The following is an 18,848-nucleotide window of genomic DNA, read 5'->3' as shown; positions in this document are numbered from 1 at the left end:
ATTTTAATGTACATGACCATGACCAATTGCAGACTCCGGAGAAAGAGCAGCTAACCGAACTTGATAGGCTCCTTTAGTTACAATTCGTTCATTCTCATTTATTCCTTCCAAAACTTCAATTAACCCGTTATCGGTAATTCCGGTTTTTAAAATTCTTTTTTCAAATGCTTCACCTTCTGCTTGTACGTAAGCAGTATGCATTCCTTCTTCATCTATGATTGCAGTTTCCGGAATTACAATTGTATTTTTTAATTCCCCAGTTTTTACAAATACTTCAGCATACATTCCGACTTTTATTAAATTTTGCGGATTATCAAATTCATAGTAAATCGGGATTGTTCTATTTTGTTGGTTAAGACTTGATGAAACTGAAATTTTTCTTCCGTTTAACTTGCTGATTGAAAATTCCTTATTATAACCTTCTACCTTGAAGGATGCATCTTTGGATTCATTTGCTTGATTAAAATTGTTAGCTGGTAAATTTGCAACTAAAATTAATTTAGAGGGATTAACTATCGTAAATAATTCTTGCCCTATTTCAATTTGACTGCCTAATGAAATTGAAATATTTTCGATATAACCGCTGATTGGTGCGATTACAGCAAATCCATTTTCAGTAAACTTAACTTGCTGTGTAATAGTATTATAAATATTTTGCTTTGACTCAAAATCAAATTTTGCTTCATCCAATCTTTTTTGAGCAACTGCATTTTTATCAAATAATTTTTGAACTCTTTCGTACTCAGATTTTGCAAGTAAAAAATCATTTTTAATTTTGCCGATATTTACATTTACATCTGATGAAGGTGAAACATTTAATAAAATACTTCCTTTATTAACAAACATTCCTTGTTTTGGAAAGCTTAAATTATTTGATTGAAAAACTATACCCGGAACCGGGGCAACAACTTTTGAATAATATTCAGGCTTTGCAATAATTTCACCGGTTGCAATAACAGAAGATTGAAGATTTTGCTTTTTAACAAATTCTGTGTGGAATTCTATTTTCCATTGCTGCTCTTTTAAAAAAGATATAGATGGTGGAGATTCTTCATGTGAATGAGGAATATCATTTTCACTGCTGAAAACAATAACATTATTTACAATAATATTATCAGAAACTTGATTTCCTCTTAAGCTAATTTCCATAGTATAAGTTCCGGCTTTTTCAAATTTTATTACAGGAATAAAAATTCCGTCTCTTGCCGGGTTATCTTCTTTTTTTGAAAATTCAGTTTGATCATTTTTAAAAGTTACGGTTAGAATTCCTTCTGTAACTGCTTTAAAATCTTTTAGGTCTGTTAAATGTATCAAAAATTTTGTTTCTTGATTTACTACAAGCGCGGGATATTCCATAAAGATTTCGGTGTAATCAGAAAACTGAGTAATTGAAGTTCCTTCATGCTCATGATGATCTGCTTCTTCTTCGTGATCATGGTTGCTGGAACATGAAATAAAAAAATTTATGCTTAAAAATAATATTGCTAACAATTTGTACTTATTCATCTTAATTGCCTATTCCTATTTAATTTTCAAAATTTTTAAGTTCAGATGAAACTGTTTTCTCCAACTCAAAATAACTCACGTAAAATTCAATTTTCGTATTATAGAACTGTTGAATCCCATCAACATAAGTATTTACCGCATCCATAAATTCAACTAATTCGATTTCACCTTGTTCGTACGAAAAGGCTGATGTGCTGATTATATTTTCTAAAATAGTTTTGTCGTTTTTTTGATTGAGTAAATTGTATTCTTCAAATTTTTTGAATGAGGTTTTAACTTCTATTTCAATTTTATTTTGCAAGAATGTTTTTTGCTTTTTCAGAAATTCCAATTCAACTTCATTCTCATTTATCTTAAATTGATTTCTGTTGAAAATTGGTATTTGGACATTTAGTTCCAAAACCAATCCAGATAAATCATCAGTCTGTTTTTTATATCCGGCTGTTAAATTAATATCCGGAATAATTTTCATTGAATTAAAATTTAATTGTGAATTCACACTTTCTATTAAAAGATCAATTGCTTTGAAATCATCCCTTTTGATTAAAGCGGTATCAACTAATTCATTTTGATTAAGAGAAATAATGTGATTGAAAAAACTATCTTTAGTAATTATTTCAAAATTGTCTGTATTTAAAAGAATACATAATTCTTTTTGAAATTCATTTTTGCTAAGTTCTGTTTTTTTTATCAACGAAGAGATTTTGTTGATTTCGACTAAAATCCTTTGCAGTTCATATTCGGAAATATCACCTTCATCAAAACGAATTTTTGCAGTTGAAAAAATATTTTTAATATTTGTCAAGGCATCAGATAGATCCGATACCATCAAATTTGTAAAATGTAAATTTGTGAATGATTTTTGAACTTCAGATCTAACATTTTTTTGTTGGAAGTTGAACAATAACTTTTGTGCTTGAAGATTTTTTTCATTTGATGAAATATTACTCCATCTTTCCCAAAGAAAATTTAGAGGCATAGAACCGGATAAAATCCATTCGCCAAAGGTCAATGAATTGTTTGTTAAATCTTCCCTTGAATAGTTGAGCAAAGGATTTGGCAATCGAGCAGATTCATCAAATTCAAGCTCAGATTTATATAAAAACAATTTTTGTTTCTGCAATTCAATATTTTTTTCTAATGCTGAATTTATTGCATCATCTAATGATATTGCTGATTGTGCATTTATGTAAAAATTAGAAAGCACAGATATAACTATAACGAGCTTCAAAAAGCGCACGTTACCTCCATTAATAATTTTTAACTTAGTTTAATTTTTATGCAAGAATTGGATAGGGTGGGGAAATATTACTCGCCGAATGGACGTACTTCTCCCATAAGATATTTTGATTGACAAAAATTGCAGGAAAGTTTGTTTTAAATTCATGTTGGGAAATATTGAAACTTAGTAAGAAATAACTAATTCTATATTGATATAAATTTGAAATTGGTTTTTGTGTATTATTAACAAAAGTAAAACTTATGTAGTTTGAGTTTTCTTGATTTTCACTATGGTCAAATAATTGATTTGAAGGTGATATATAATTGTTGCTAATTTTTTCTTCAAAAAAGTGAGAATGATAATTTGATGTGTTATGAATATTATCAATTTCTTCATGCAGATGGAAAAATGGCGATAGCAAATAAAAGCTTAAGTACATTAAGGATAAAAAATAAAACAGTATTTTGTTTGTATGCGCCATTTTCACAAATCAGATTAAAATTTATCTTAAAATAATAGTTGAACTGTTTATAAGCAAATAAAGATTTTTTAAAATTCTTGATGTAACGGCTTAGTAACCAAACATAATACCATAACAATCCTTTTCTTAAATCCATTTGATGAACATTGGTTACTAATTTGATTCGAAACTTTGTATTAGAAGCATAAGTGTAGCCCCCATGTTTCTCACAAAGACAGCACTTGTGTAGATATAGACTTGTTGATCCTCAATTTTGGATGAGTGGAGAATGGAATAATAAAAATGAAACAAAAAATAAATTAATTAAGCAACAATTGCTTTAGCAATTTCTTTTCTTGAAGTTCCAAGGGCCAATAATGATCTAATAATAAGATCAAGTGTAACACTTGGATCTCCAGATTCGAGTTTTGCAACTCGTGATTGGCTAGAATGAATTATATTTGCCAAATCTTCTTGTCGAAGTTTCTGCTTAGTTCTAAGACTTTTAAGATTTGCGCTTAAATTTAATTTTAATTCTATATATGCGGATTCTTCCGGAGATAATTTTAAAAATTCGTCTGCAGTTCCAATTTTCCAACCTTTATTTTCTAGCTTTTGTTTTTTTCTTTAAGCATTGTCATATTCCTTAATTCTTTTTTGACAAATATCAACTACATTTTTAGGTGTTTTTTGAGTTTTCTTGTTAAATACTTCAAGTATAATAATAGCATCAGAATCTAATCTGTAAATAATTCGCCAAGTACTTTTTTCATCATTAATTCTTAATTCATGACATTTTATGCCAACTGATGTCATTGGTCTGGAGTGAGGGAAATTCAATTTTTCTCCTTTTTGAAGCAATCTTAGAAGATAACCAGCTTCAATTCTCGCCAAAGAAGAAAATGGAGGTGATTTAACTTCCCCATGTAACCAGACTAGAGGCTTATCTTGCTTATTCATCATTTACAATATATGTCAAATTTGACATATTATCAAGAATTATTTTAAACAAAATATCAAGTAAATCAACGCTGATGCTGGTAAACTACTTAGCTTAGATTTATTCATACATCTCAAAAATCACATTTTTCCATTTAATGAATTTTGTTTTACAGTTTTCGAATGGATTCCGCTTATTTCTAAAAATTGTATCCGAATAAACAATAGCGTAAGTCTTATAAATTATTGAATCGTGAAAATTCTGAGTGAAATAAAACCATGCGGATGAATCAATATCTACAAGAGTGTTGATAGTATCAATCAAGTAAGTTAAAAGAGAAATCGAAATTAAAATCAAAAGATTGGATTAAATATTTGAGAAGTGGAAAAGAAAATGTTAAACTTTCCGTAATGAAATAATCTGATTTTCCTTGATTTGAGGATTTGAATGAATACGAAAAGTTATCGGAATTATCTAAAGCATGTCCCAAAAGAATCTGAAATCCATCAGAAGTAGTCTGGAAGTAATTTAGAATATTTCAAACCAAAATATTTATAAAGAAGAAGTTCAATTAATACGTCAAGTGGAGTTTATACGTGATTAGGTTATGGATATTAAATCATATTTGTTGGAAAAAAGAGAACACATAAATAGCCAATCAAGTAAGATTTCAGACTATTCAATTTTGATTTCAACTTTGTTCCACAAAACCCACTGATTCGAGAAGAAACTAAGCAGATTATTGATGCTTTTCTAAAGTATGAAAAAACAAACATTCCGGTTAACCAAGTTATTTTCGGATCACGTGGAAGCGGTAAAACATTAATGATCAAATATTTGCAACAGATTTTTAGTGAGGAATCTTCGCTAAATATTTTGTATGCCAATGTAAGATATTATTCAACTTCTTTTAAAATACTCGCACATTTATTAAATGTAAGTTCAAGAGGTTTATCTCTTTCTGAATTATACAACCGGTTTAGAGAAAAGTATAATTCAAAGACAATTATAATTCTTGATGAAGTTCATTTGTGGGCACCAAAGGAACGGCAAAGGGAATTACTGTATTTCCTTTCAAGGGATAACAGAAACTATATGATTTTAATGTTAAGTAATGATCCAAGATTTTTGAATGAAATTGATCAAAGCGTAAAATCAACACTACAACCAGAGTTAATTCATTTCCGAAATTATGATGCAGATGAAATAGAAAAAATTCTAAATGAAAGAACAAAAACCGGCTTAAAAACAATTGAAGACGGAATAAATTCAAAAATATCAGCATATACAGTAAGAGAAGCAAATTCAGATGTAAGGGTTGCACTCAAGTCCTTATTTTATTGGGCAATAAAAGGTGAAGAGAAAATAGAGCAATGTTTTGAAAATGCCAGACGGGATATATATGTTGATCTGATTGGAGATCTTTCGGATACTAATCTTCTAATTCTCAAAGCAGCTTGTCAGATTGTAGATAAATTTGCAAAAAAGGTTCATATGAGTTATGTTGATTTGGCAAGGAGCAATCGGGAGCAAGCGTGCTCCTACGTACATTTTTATAATCAATTATCATATCTTCAATCATTAGGACTAATTATGATGCTCTCAACCAAAGTAAATAAAACATATGCAAATAGAATTACAATTCTGTGTAATGAGAAGATTGTACATCATGTTTATAAATTGAGATATAATTAAGGCTTCATTTTGAATCAATGTTTTGGTGAGAATGTATTTTAACAAATTCATTGTAAACATCATCAAGTGATAAATTTGAATCAATATTCTCAATTACTTGATCATGAAAAGGCGTATAAGAATCATCAATAATAATTTTGTTTAACTTTAAATATCGAAGAATTATTATAAATCCTTGACTATAAGGTTGAAATAAAACGTCGTCAGCTAAATTTATTCTTTCGTACAAATATTCTGAAGAATATCCATGATATATTTTGATATATTCTAAATAGAATTGGTAGGTTAAACTGTCAAGATTACCATCGAATTCATCTAATAATAAATCAGCTGATATTTTATTGTTTTCGGATGATAGATCTACTAAAAATTCATCATCGATAGTAAGGTAATTTATAGTTGGACAGCAACTCCCGAAACTAAATACTAATAAAACAAAGAATAAATATTTTTTCATTCTAAACCCAAAATGAAGGAATTAAGTCAAGATCATTATTAGAAGCTAATGGCCTGCCAGTATCCAAATCAATTCCCGGGATATCTAACTCAGTAATCGGTTCCCCATTCAAATAAATGTAGTTAAATGATTTCTTCAAAATAGGGATTAAACGTGAATAATAATGAGGTAATATATCATCAAAATAATGGATTTTTGGTTTTTTGAGAAAATTTAAATCCCGGTCTACCGGTTTTGTTAAAACTAAATACTTGTCCTTATTTGCTCGAAGTTCACAATAATCTTTAAAAAGAAATACATCAATAATTCCAATTATTTTATAAATAAATGGATGTTCTCCTTCAGCAATTCCGAACATTCTATGTAACCCATTAATCCATCCGAGAATATCATTTTTAGAATACTTTTTATTATACGTTTTTTCAATCATTTTGATAAAATAATCCAACACTATATTTATTTCTGGTAGAAACGTTGGGTTTAGTAACTGATCATGTAAATTTGTGTTATTTAGATTAAGTGCAGAACCACTTGATTCAGTAAGATAATCATATAAAAGCACGTCTAATTTCATTTCAAGAACTCTGTGTTCCTCTTGATGTTCGTGGTAATCTCCGACCATATCCCTTATAAAAGGATGAATAATGCCATCGGCAACAATATGAGCAATGTATCCAATAAAAAAGCAGAATGCATATCTAATCTGTTTTTTTGTTAGTTTCAATTTATTTTTATTCAATTCATCTAGTGCATAAATCGGTAATTGGTAAGTTTTTTCATAGTGGAATTTATCAGCTAAATCACTTTCTGTAGAAAAGAAAAAATCATCGTCAGCAATACTTGCGTAAGGTAAATCCGGAGCCACAGACCCGATTTGAAAAAAGTCCATTCCGGATTGCAATATCAGCCTAAGATTTGGAGGAAGATCATGCAAAAGCGTATTTTTTGCTAATAAAATATGAGTAATTCCACTAGGCATAAATTAAAACATATCTAAGTCAATAAAACATAAATTAACTTAATTATTTAATATTGTCAATAAAACATTAAAATACTAAATATATTTAAATTCATAGAGTGTGTAGAGTTTATACGTTATGTAGTTGACAAATATTGTAATAATCATTAAATAATATGTTACTACTTAAAAATGAACTGATAGTCAGAGTTAGTACTGATAATTTTACGTATAAACTCAGCACCCTTAAGTTTCCATACCGCAACAATCCGGACAAAAATAATTAAAACTTGGAGGTCTTTCTTGCTCAATTTCTTGCCAAATTGTATCAAAGTTAAATACAGAGTCAAAAAAATAGACTATTCCTTTGCCTTGCTAACGGTTCAAAATTGGGCTTTTTTTTATTCAACTTTTCAGTTTATTTTAAGGATAGATTTGATGATTTTTAATATCTAAATTTCCTATTTACAAAAAACTTTACACTCTATAAAATTTAGTTTTTTATTAACTGAGTTACATTTGTTATAAATACCTCCTCAGTCATTTTACCCTTTTCAACTTTTCTAGCCCAAAGCACAATTTGGTCTTTATTATCTTCATCTTTAATATCGTTAATCCATTCAGCATAATTTGTGTAATTAAACTCCTTTTCATTATACCCATCAAGCCAGTCTGAAATTTCAATAACTTCATTCAGTTTTTTAAGTAGTGCTTCATCTTTGAAATTAATTATTTTGTTATTTGATAGAATATACAACAGTGCGCCAACTAATAAATTAGAAAGATAACCTAAGTTCTTATAAAATCTTGAAAAATACATTGGAAAGATTGAAATTGCATCTATTTCAAAATTTTTAAGCAGTCTTAATGCTATTAAATTATTGATTTCATTTTTTAAAATAGTAGATTGAATTCTGTCTATGATCAATGTTCCGTTTCTTACAACTAAATCTAATTCCAAAAAGTTAATTATGCCTTCAGCTATTGCTAAAGTGGTAAGGCTATCTTGTGATAAATCAAAAAGATTCATTGCCAGATTAAATTGACCATGCTTTGTAAATTCAATAGCCATATTCTTAATAATGTGATGTTCGTTAGAATCATTTCCAATCATTTTAATAAAAACAAGTGCTTCATTAATTCTTTCCTGTTTTGATAACTCAATGGCAATTTCACTAAATAATTCAACTTTGTTAGGAAAGTATCCAATCATATCAATGACATTGAAAACCTTTCTAATATTACCTTGCTTTGCCAATTCTAATGCTATACTACTTAATTTACCGGATTTATATTCCCCTTCGTTTTCACTACTATTAATTACTTTAATTGCCTCATCATAATTTGAATCAGATTTACTTATCTCGCCTTTACTGAACATTATTCCGGAAAATTTTATTAAGGAAATAGATTTCCAATAATCATCTTTAATTTTATTGAAAATATCTAAAGCAAGTATAATGTCTCCACGGCTGTATAATTTACAAGAAATTTCATGTAGTATTTCAGATTTTTTAAATTCATTTTCAATCAACTCAAGATATTCAAGTGATTCATTTAACTTTCCTTGTTTAAAAAGTTCCTCACAGACTAGAATTAATAAACTTGATTTATCAAACTCATCATCAATCTGAAAAATATTTATCAGAGTCTCATTGAATACTTTTTTTGATTCTAAGTCATTTCCTAATTTGAAATATACTTCAGAAATTCGTAATAATAGTATACAATTAAAAAACTTATCTTTTGAACGTTTTAAATAGGTATAGCATTGTTCAATTGTTTTTTGATTTAGTAATTCATCAGTAAAGCACGTTAAAATTTCCAACTTAAAAACAACAATTTCTGTCTTGTTTAAAAACTTCAGCACTTCATCAAAAAATCCATGTTTTAATAAGAGTAAGCATATGTCATAAATTACTATATCATCTTTAAAATTATTTTCTAATATATATTGAATCACATTTATTGAATTTTCTATTTTCCCACTTTCAAAAACTCCATTCAATATTCTAAATAAAGTGAAATCATCAAATCTACTTTTAACCACTAAATTTAAAACTTCTTTTACTTTCCCTTGTTTGCATAATACAAATGATATCTTTTCAATTAAATCATGAAGATGCTCAATTTTAATTTTATCAACTATTTTTATGGATTTTTCTAAAAATAGTTCTGTCGGCCAGATTTTACCCTTTTTAAATATTTTTTCAGAAATTACTCTTGAATATTTATATCCAAAACAATTTTCCTTAAGATATTCCAAAATCTCTAAGGCCTTATTTATATCTTCATTACAAAATAATTCGGTAATTATTTCAACTAATAAATCAAATTTTAAACCTGCATCATTAATTCTTTTTTCTAGCTTTATTGATTCTTCAACTTTTCCTTGTCTTAAAAACTCAATGATAATATTATAAATTGCTAAATCTTTCTCGTTATAATGTTCTATACTTTCTGCTGCCGTTATTGCATCTTCTAGCATCACTTCTGCCAAACTTAATTGATCAGTATTAAATAAATCCTCAGCTAATTTTGTTAGTGTTAGGGATTTAAGATAATAATCTGATATATTTCCTATATATTTTTCTGATTCTACAGATTTACCTCGCCTAAGCAGAGTCAATACATTATCTTTCAACGCCAGTGATTTCTCTTTTTCATTTGCAAAATTGTCAATGATATTTTCACTAGCTTCTTCTTGCCCTTGTAAAAATAACTCTCGACTAATTGCTAAGTAGGTTTCAAATTTTTCATATTCATTTTTTGTATTGCTTGTAATTTCAATAGCGTTTACTAAAATTTCTTTGGATTCATCGAATTTCCCTTCATTAAAAAGTAGATTAGAGTATTTTATCATAATCCTGGAGATGCACAATTCATCATCTATCTTATCTAAGATATTTATTGCTTCTTCAATTCTAGCATGATCAAGGAAATGTAAAACCACTTTTTCTAATGCTAAAGATTTTAGAAGGGAGTCTTCAATATTTTCTGCAATTTCAAGTGATTTTTCAATTCTTTTTTGATTTAACAATTCACTTGAAATCTCTTCTAAGCAGTTATTTTTAGTAAAATTATATTCAATTTTTTCTGAAATATTAATTGCTGATTCCAGAATGAATTCAGCCTCTTTATAATTACCCTCTCGGAATTGTACCTTAGAAGCTGCAATAAATAATTTAACTTTATCTTCATCATTGGTTTTCTCAGTAAATAACGATAACAGTTTAAAAAATTCATAATTGAAATTATCTTTTAATAAACTATTAAATTCATAAAGATTATATGGTTCTACTTTTTCTATGATAAAACCCCAATAAGATTCATCCAATTTTGATGTAACCAATATAATGTAGCCCAATGGTAATACTCTTTTTATATCTAGCAATGAAGTATCTTTAAGTAAGTTTTCTTTCATCGCATCAATTATTAACTCTACTACTTCATTTCTTTCTTTATCTGCTGCTCTATTCAAAAGTTTAAAGTATAAGATTACTCGATCTTTCACTTCGTAGTTCTTTATCCTCTCTAAAGCTTTTCTATAGTTTTGTTCTCCTCCTTCTTCTATCCATCTCTTTATCTGTTCTAGACTATTATTTGCACTCAAGTGTAGTCTTGCAGCTTCTATTCCTATCTCTATCAGTTTATATGAGTCGCCCACCCATGCTCTTAACCCTAGTTCAACTGCTTGAAACCCAGCTTCGTATTGTTCTGTTACTTCAATCTGCTTCTTCTGATATTCTTGATTTATTATTAACTCAAATAATTCTTCTTTCTCATTTTGGTTATATAAGTGTGCTGAATAATTTTTTAATGGATACAATAGATCTTCCTTAACCTTGAATTCCTTCCACTTTCTACAAAAGTCTAATATTTTTAATTCACATTGTCTAATATCCAACTTTTTCTCTTTTGTTAAGTACTCTCGCATACTTTCATGAAATAATTGATATTTTTTCTCTTCTGTTGATGGATTATCCATAAGCACTTCTTGCAAGGCTGTTATGACTCTTTCTGATGTTCCTGGCCCATACCCTAATATTATCTCTAACTGATTTTGTGTTAAATAGTCTTTAGCTGCAGCAAATGTATATAAGCTTCTTAAGATGTAATCTCCATCCTTGAACATTGAATATCTTTCGATGAAGAGTTTATAAAATTCGTCTATTTTTTTTGGTAGTTTTATTCCATCCTTTAATTTTATTTCTCCTTCTTCTATTGCTAGAGTTAGCATTTTGAGATATAATGGATTTCCTTCTGATTTCTTTAATATCTCTTCAACTTGTTCTTGGTTGATGGCGTATTTGTCTGTTACTTCATATAAGATTGCCCTAACATCTTCTGCTTTTAGCCCTTTAATCTTTTCTTTTTTCTTATAGTCCACTGACTGTCTGTTGTAGAAGTTTTCAACTTCTCGAGTCCATCGGCTTCCATAAATTATTAATATATCCTTGTAGGTATCATTTATTATGTAGTTAATTATTTTGTTCTCATCTCCCTCATCTAAACCATCAATAAATATTAGCACCTTAACTCTATTTTCCATTTTACTTATTCTTCTTAGTCGTTCTTCTAATTTCTTCTTCTTTTCATCATTTGTAACACCCGAGCCAATTCCGGTCTTAAATTCTCCTTCAAGTCTTTTATTTAGATAATCTAGCATTTCGCCTGGTTTTGAATAATCTGTTCCTCTCCTTATAAAGTAATCAATTAACAATACATTGTTTTTTTTTTCTGATTTTATCTCCTTGAAAGTTTGAGCTAAAAGTGCACTTTTTCCAACTCCTGGATTACCGTACAAGAATAGATATCCTTTATCATTTTTATATATCCATTCTTTAATTTGTTTTCTTTCTTGTATTCTACCTTTAAATACTTCAGTTAACTCTTCAATCCTTTCTTTGAATTCTTCAGTTGTTTTTAATTTCCAAGCGTCAGTGTTTAATACACTTTGAAATTCTTCATAGATTTCTTTATCTCTTATATGTACTGCCTCTGTGTAATTTAGAAAACCTACTTCCTTCTTCCTCTTCAAGTCGTTGAAGAAGACATACTTCATTAAATACTTGCTTTCATCTTTGACCATTTTTCTATTATACAAAATTGGAAATAAGTCTAGCTTTTCTCCATTGGCTCTTACTAAATATACGTGATGAGCTGTTTGTTTACCTTGTCCGACATTGTATAATTCTATCTGAGTTTTATTTAACCATTCTGCTGAAAGCCAATCTTCTAGTATTGGATTCATTATTTCTAAATCTTTTTCACATTCTTGGTCATTGGGTGTTGCTCCATGAGCATATTTATTTCTCAAATTGATAACATTATCAACATTTTTTTTGTCCCATATTGTAAAGTATGTTATGAATTCCGGAATGAAAGTCTCATATTTATTCTTTTTCATTTCTTTGATGATTTGTCTGCTGAAGTACTGCCATGTACCTAAAGACGGTACTCTTAAACCCTCAACCAGTAATCCTTTAATTAGTTCTGATACTGTTTTGTGTCTAAAGTAGTCGGAAACTATGACTGCCGTATGGGTCTTTAATATTGACTCAAAAATGTCTATTTGGCGATGTATTCTTCGAAATGGTTGGCTTTCTGAATTATACAACTCTATAATATTGCTGATTTGGGGATGATTCATATTCTACTCATTTGCTAATTAATTATTACCTCTTAATTAACTTGTTATTTCTACCTTATCCCTCAAGGTGCCATATTAGTAAATCAATTTTTTTTATTAGTTCTTCTTTGGTTTTATTTTTTGTCTCAATTACACCTTCAACTAATTCATTTATGGTAATCTTTGCACCACCAAGTAAGCCACCAAGTGATTGAAGATAATCTTCAAGATTTTTAATAGAGTTTACTGATTTATTATTTCTACTATAAAGTTCCCATTTATCAACTTCTACTAAACTTACAATCTCTTGGATTCCGTTGAATATATTAAATAATGGATCTCTCATTTTGTGAAACGATTCCGAAGATTTTTGCAATAAACTTTTTGCATTTTCACAATTCCCAATCATTCCGTCGTATCTACCTTTTAGTCTATTGTAGAATGCTTCTTGGTAAGAATTTTTCGGTTCTAATGAATTTAAATAATTTGTTATTTCATTTATATACACTTTCCGCGCTACACTACTATCATCTAATGTCAATAAACACAGATATCCTTTGATTATCCCCTTCTTAGCAAAGAAAGGATCCGAAAGTTTGTTCTTTGAGTCTTTACACAAATTTATTCCTATCCAAATATTATCTGTATCTTTTTCTATCACTCCCTTCCTAATTAATAACTCACCTTTCTTTACATTTAGTGAAGGAATTAAATGATTAAAATTCAATTCAATAAGTAGTTTTATATCTTCTTCATAATAAAAAAGTGCCTCATCGAATAATCCCATTTTCACACGTAAATCACCTAGACTACCATAGGTATAAGCTAATCCTAATTTATCTTGTTTAATTTCCCGAATTTCATTTGCTAAATTCAAATGTAATTCAGCATCTCCTAAAGAATACAAAAGGGTTTCAAGATGTCCTAATGTATTTACAAGTCTATCTATTTCTGATCTGATTCCACTTTTTGAATAATAAAATTCTGATTTTTTGTATAACTGTCTACATTTATTGAGATCATAGTCAAAACGTCTTTCCCAAAAAAAACCTAAAGAAAAATATAGTTCGGCCATCACATAATCTGGCTGATTATTGTTATTCAAAAGTTTTTCAATATCATTTACAAGGCTTATTAATGAGTCTTTGATATGTTTATCAAATTGGGATAGTTTAGTATAATATATAAGAAGCCATGCTAAGAATATTGAATTATAAATTTCGTTATCATTAGTTAAAAGTTTATTCTCTATTTGACTTGCTATTTCAATTGTTTTTGAGTCACTTACTCCTAACATTTGAAGATGACATTCACCCAAAATAAATATTGATAACAATTCTTCATTTTTTTTATAATTATTACTTGACTTTATAAGATTCAATGCCTCATTTAATTTACCAAGCTTCATTGATCTAAATGCTTCACCGTAAGATGAGTTAACGTCAACATTGAAAATAGATGTCAATATGATATTTAAATCTTCAATAATTATCTTCTCTGACCAATTAAAAATGGGACTAAATTGAGTGAATATATCCTTTCCAGGTTCTGATAAGATAACTTTAGATAGTTTTTCACAATTTGAAATAATAACATCAGATGATTGCATAAGATTTCTATCAATTTGAATATGACCTTTTATAAATAGTTGGTCACCTCTATGGTAACCGACAATGGGTTTAATAATGTTGCAATGTTCCGGTAATCGCTTTTCAATTTCATTTTCTAATTTTGTTCTTTTTTCTTGTTTTATAGCTTGATTCATTAAATTTTTATAATTTTCATAGAATTCTGGAATAGCTATTATAATAAGGTAAACTCCAAGACCAATTGTGATAAATCCTATAAAAATGGCAGAAATTGCATCTAAATGTGAGTTCTCGTAACTATTTTTAAGAAGTAAGTTTAAACCCCATGTAATTATTAAACTTATTCCCAAACTTAATTCTAACAAACCATCACCCCTTAATTCCATTGCATCAGCTTTTAATTCTGAGCGATGAGTTTTTTCAGCAAATCTATTCTCGTATCGAAAAACAAATTCACTTAATAAAAATGAAAAAAACATAACAAAACTTGCAATTAATAAATATTCAGTTTTAATTGATATTATTTGAGTTTTATTCTCAGAAACTATCCAATTTGCAATACTTTTATCCATCCACCCAAAATAGAGTAAGGAACCAATTAATACTTGAATTGCTTGTACAACAAGTGATAATCCAAAAATTAAAAGTCCACCAAAAATTATCATTCCCAACAGATCTAATAAAGGTTGGCGATCTATCGGATATTTATCTTTGGCAGATTTCCGTGAAAATTTTCCACCTAAAACTAAAAAACCATGTTCAGCTATATCTATTAATCCATGTAGTCCATCAGCAATCAATGGAGGTATAGAGTATATTAATCCTGTTATAAGTTTAACTGACGCTTTTAAAAAGTAGCTACCAACTACTACTATAGAAATTAGTATTTCCTCTTTTAAAGTCTTTTTATTCATATGATTTACAATTTTAAAATTTAACTAATATGAGTGATTTTTTTTATTTTACTATATTTTTAAACTTTATAATTCTAGGTCAACAATGTAAATAGAAAATCGAATATTCAAATTTAAAATTATAAAATATATTAAGATATTTATAGTTGAAACTTTTCAAAAGTGTGCAGAGTTTATACATCAACTGAATTTCCAAAATATAATCGTTTGTAAAAATAGTTTTACCACTAGACAGTAGACCGACATCTGCAATTATTATAGCTATTTTTACGAATTAACTCCACGCTCTTTAAAACAATAAAAATTATAAATAAAAAATTGCAAATGCCTTATTTAATAAATGATCAATTTATTAAAGATGTAATCACCCCCTTAAAAACAAGACAAAAGAAGTAAAAAAGAGTAGAGAAAAATTAAGCAACATCTTTATATTTATTTAGTTTTTCCAAATCCTTTATTCCTTTTTTTGTAAATCTTGTCAGTTGTTTTTCTAAGTGTTCAATTTGATTAACTGCTGAAAAAAGATTCTTTTCGTACTTTATTGCTTCATTAATTTGAGTTATTGCGTTATTGATGTTATTTGTTTTTAGCGATTCGTGTAGTAAATCTAGATGGTATTTTACTAATTGATCGTATTTGTTAACTGCAAGTTCTAAATTTAGTAGTTGTTTTTCGATATCTAATTTTTTCCATTCAATTTTTAGTTGTTTTTCTATTTTTGTTTTTTCTTCCGTGGGCAAGTTTTTAAATTCTTGTTGTAGATTTTCAAAATTCTTGATATCAAAATCTGATACTTTTCTAACCAATTCCCTAAGTGTTAGTATTTTTGAACTGATTTGTCTTTCTTTCGGAATTATTGCTTTTATTTTTTCTGCAATTAAGAATTGACCTTTTTCCGAATCCTTAAATTCCGTGATGATTTTTTTTAAGTTTTGGAAATCTTCAATTAGTTGTTTTGAATCTTTCCCGGTTTCGTTTGATATTATTGCCAATTTCTTTTTAATAAAATTTTCTTCATCTTTTTCCTCCTTTTTTTGATTAATAAATTTTGAAGGGTTAGAAACAAAATCTTTAATTTTCCCTTTAGGTTCAGTACCAGATGATTCTTCCTTTGAAGAGAAAAACAATTTGATAATATTATAAATTGATATTACCACGGCAATTAAAATAACTGAGTGCATCCATCCCATGTACTCGTTATCTTTCATCCAGTCAAAGTAACTTGGTGCAATAGATCTAATAGAAAAATAAGTTACAACAAGAGATATTGAAATTGCTCCAAATGCTTCCATACCCGTAGATTTTATACCGTGATATATTACGAATCCTACTAAGAAGATAAAAATGGTTGCTGCTAAAGGGCCAAAGGATCGTAAATTAAAACCTATAATAGATTCGCTTATAACTAATCCTATTGCCAGCACCAAGCCAATAGCAACAACCATAGCTTTACCGCCTCTGGAGTCGAAGATTTTCCCAATAGTTACTTGAGCAAGCCCAACAAAAAGTATTACGTAAATAATAAAATCAATAATTGAAGAGTAGGAATCATAAATTTCTGAAAAGTTGGTTGCTTCAAAAGGAGATAGTATTTCTGTGAGTAAATTACCACTTGCGAATGACGAGTTTATTAATATTGAAAAAATTATAAAAGAACCAATTATGAAATATTTATTGACGATCATAAGTGACCTAAAATCATTCAAGTATATAAATATTTCTATTTTAAGTTAAAATAAATTAAAAATATTAATATTCTTGAAAAATATTATTTAATTTTATTAAATTTAAATTATGTTAAAAAAAATCAATAATTCAATTGTTGAATGTACAGATAAATGTGATATTAATTATGCTTGTCTAAAAAAGGAAAGTCATAGCTTTTGCTTTATTGAAAAATGTATTAACGATGAACTTTTATTCATAACATATCAAAAAAGAAAATGTAATTATTTTGCAAAATATGGTGACAGCAATTTCTGTATGTGCCCGGTAAGAAAAGAAATTTATAAAAGATTTCAAAATTAAGTTAAATAAAACCTTTTTTAAAAATAAATAAGGATTAAATATTAATTATAAAATGAATCTGAATTATAAATTCATTTTGAATATAATGATATATATTGCAATAATTATTAATAATAAGTTTATCCTCCATTAAAATAAAATATTAAAATAATATTTCTCAAACGTTAGATTTTGAAAAATCTTTGAATAGTTCAAAACCGAGAACATTTGCACTCTAATTCTCTTTAACTCACCATTAATTAATTCTAGCGTCTATATGAGAATTTAAAAAGTAAATTAAAAATGTAAAGTATTTGTACGTACAAATCATTACTAAACAGTTACTAAAATTAAAAAAAAACAACCATTTAATTAAATTTTCAATTATTTAAAAATTTTTGAAAGTAAGTAGTTATACTGATGTTTTAAATAAGAATATTATGTATATATTGTTCAAATAAAGATAGGAATTTTAATTTTTTGTTGATTTTATTTATGTACAGATAAACGATAATTTCGCTTATTATGCTATTTATTATTGTTGTAAAAATGTAATATTTTTTCTATAAAGTGTTCTAGGATGATAATTTTACCAAAATCATTCACAAGTTATTATTAAATTAAGAAAGTTAATATATTTTATATAAATTTATAAAATTAACTAATAAATTATTTTTATTAAAATGAAAATTAATTTTAGTAATATAGTAAAAATAACTTACATTGTATTTCTTATAATTATTAAAAACATTAATGGACAATGGTATTTTTTAAATCCATTACCACAAGGTAATATCATTGATAGAATTTTATTTATAGATAATCAAAAAGGATTTTTACTATGTGGAAACAACTTACAAAAAACAAGAAATGGTGGTGAAACTTGGGAAAGTATAACATTTGAGCATTTTTATGGTCCGATGAAAATATTTTTTTTGAATGATGAAAATGGTTGGTTAACTATTTCGGATGCTGGGAAAGGTTCATTATACAATACAAAAGATTCAGGAGAGAATTGGGAAAAACTGAATATTCCGGAAGATATAATGACCAATTTTGAAATGATAACAGATGTTTTTTTTACTTCTGAATATGTTGGATATATAACTACAGATGCAGGGAAAATTTATTATACAAATGATGGTGGAAATTATTGGTTATCACAGTTTTCAAGTCTACAAAGAAAGGATATTAATTCAATTTATTTTTTAACAGAAAATGTTGGATTTGCAGTAGGTCAAACTCCACTATTGGTAACAAATGATGGCGGAAAAAATTGGTTAATTGATAGTACAATGCTCGGGAATAATTTTGGATTAGAAGCTTCAAAAATTCATTTCGTAGATTCATTATTTGGTTATATTCTCAGCTTTAATTCTATCTATATTACTAAAGATGCTGGAATAACATGGAAAAATTATATAGTTGAAAATGAGATTTATAATTCGCAAAAAGATGATTTTATTCA

General features: G+C 27.7%; 11 protein-coding genes. 2 read left to right on the top strand and 9 right to left on the bottom strand.

All coding sequences use genetic code 11. From position 1 onward, the window contains the following. Window positions 1–3 precede the first annotated feature (3 nt). The 4 genes from IPM32_00055 to IPM32_00040 form a co-directional block, all read right to left on the bottom strand. Window positions 4–1,506, bottom strand: a complete 1,503-nt coding sequence (locus IPM32_00055) for an efflux RND transporter periplasmic adaptor subunit (protein MBK8943637.1) — start codon at window positions 1,504–1,506, stop codon at window positions 4–6. Window positions 1,507–1,525: 19 nt separating this feature from the next. Then, the gene (locus tag IPM32_00050) at window positions 1,526–2,737 is read right to left on the bottom strand and encodes a TolC family protein (protein ID MBK8943636.1); all 1,212 of its coding nucleotides are present in this window, start codon (window positions 2,735–2,737) and stop codon (window positions 1,526–1,528) included. 775 nt (window positions 2,738–3,512) lie between these two features. After that, window positions 3,513–3,779 carry a helix-turn-helix domain-containing protein gene (locus IPM32_00045; protein MBK8943635.1) on the bottom strand — a complete coding sequence of 89 codons (267 nt, stop codon included), beginning with the start codon at window positions 3,777–3,779 and terminating at the stop codon, window positions 3,513–3,515. A gap of 36 nt (window positions 3,780–3,815) precedes the next feature. Further along, entirely contained in the window at window positions 3,816–4,148 is a 333-nt protein-coding gene (locus IPM32_00040; GenBank protein MBK8943634.1) for a type II toxin-antitoxin system RelE/ParE family toxin, read from the bottom strand. A gap of 805 nt (window positions 4,149–4,953) precedes the next feature. On the opposite strand from IPM32_00040, the gene IPM32_00035 reads away from it, so the two are divergent. Then, window positions 4,954–5,823 carry a hypothetical protein gene (locus IPM32_00035; GenBank protein ID MBK8943633.1) on the top strand — a complete coding sequence of 290 codons (870 nt, stop codon included), beginning with the start codon at window positions 4,954–4,956 and terminating at the stop codon, window positions 5,821–5,823. Window positions 5,824–5,827: 4 nt separating this feature from the next. On the opposite strand, the gene IPM32_00030 is transcribed toward IPM32_00035, so the two are convergent. From IPM32_00030 to IPM32_00010, 5 genes are all read right to left on the bottom strand, one after another. Beyond that, entirely contained in the window at window positions 5,828–6,280 is a 453-nt protein-coding gene (locus IPM32_00030) for a hypothetical protein (GenBank protein MBK8943632.1), read from the bottom strand. 1 nt (window position 6,281) lies between these two features. Continuing rightward, complete coding sequence (locus IPM32_00025) at window positions 6,282–7,259, bottom strand: zinc dependent phospholipase C family protein (GenBank protein ID MBK8943631.1); 978 nt, start codon at window positions 7,257–7,259, stop codon at window positions 6,282–6,284. 472 nt (window positions 7,260–7,731) lie between these two features. Next, window positions 7,732–12,891 (bottom strand): hypothetical protein, encoded by a 5,160-nt coding sequence (locus IPM32_00020; GenBank protein MBK8943630.1) that lies wholly within the window; start codon window positions 12,889–12,891, stop codon window positions 7,732–7,734. Between the two features lie 55 nt (window positions 12,892–12,946). Continuing rightward, window positions 12,947–15,373 (bottom strand): cation transporter, encoded by a 2,427-nt coding sequence (locus IPM32_00015; protein ID MBK8943629.1) that lies wholly within the window; start codon window positions 15,371–15,373, stop codon window positions 12,947–12,949. A gap of 413 nt (window positions 15,374–15,786) precedes the next feature. Then, window positions 15,787–17,058 (bottom strand): hypothetical protein, encoded by a 1,272-nt coding sequence (locus IPM32_00010; protein ID MBK8943628.1) that lies wholly within the window; start codon window positions 17,056–17,058, stop codon window positions 15,787–15,789. Between the two features lie 1,005 nt (window positions 17,059–18,063). Between IPM32_00010 and IPM32_00005 the strand changes: the two genes are divergently transcribed. Continuing rightward, the coding region (locus IPM32_00005) for a hypothetical protein (protein ID MBK8943627.1) at window positions 18,064–18,848 on the top strand (785 nt) is incomplete at its 3' end.

The organism is Ignavibacteriota bacterium (assembly GCA_016716225.1).
Classification (GTDB): domain Bacteria; phylum Bacteroidota; class Ignavibacteria; order Ignavibacteriales; family Melioribacteraceae.
The sequence above is the reverse complement of the archived record's forward strand: the minus strand, read 5'-3'. Positions and strand labels throughout refer to the sequence as shown.

What these genes read in the sequence shown, in the direction of transcription:
- IPM32_00035 (MBK8943633.1), top strand. Translation starts at nt 4,954, where the DNA reads ATGATCAAATATTTGCAACAGATTTTTAGTGAGGAATCTTCGCTAAAT.
- IPM32_00055 (MBK8943637.1), bottom strand. Translation starts at nt 1,506, where the DNA reads ATGAATAAGTACAAATTGTTAGCAATATTATTTTTAAGCATAAATTTT.
- IPM32_00020 (MBK8943630.1), bottom strand. Translation starts at nt 12,891, where the DNA reads ATGAATCATCCCCAAATCAGCAATATTATAGAGTTGTATAATTCAGAA.
- IPM32_00040 (MBK8943634.1), bottom strand. Translation starts at nt 4,148, where the DNA reads ATGAATAAGCAAGATAAGCCTCTAGTCTGGTTACATGGGGAAGTTAAA.
- IPM32_00010 (MBK8943628.1), bottom strand. Translation starts at nt 17,058, where the DNA reads ATGATCGTCAATAAATATTTCATAATTGGTTCTTTTATAATTTTTTCA.
- IPM32_00025 (MBK8943631.1), bottom strand. Translation starts at nt 7,259, where the DNA reads ATGCCTAGTGGAATTACTCATATTTTATTAGCAAAAAATACGCTTTTG.
- IPM32_00030 (MBK8943632.1), bottom strand. Translation starts at nt 6,280, where the DNA reads ATGAAAAAATATTTATTCTTTGTTTTATTAGTATTTAGTTTCGGGAGT.
- IPM32_00015 (MBK8943629.1), bottom strand. Translation starts at nt 15,373, where the DNA reads ATGAATAAAAAGACTTTAAAAGAGGAAATACTAATTTCTATAGTAGTA.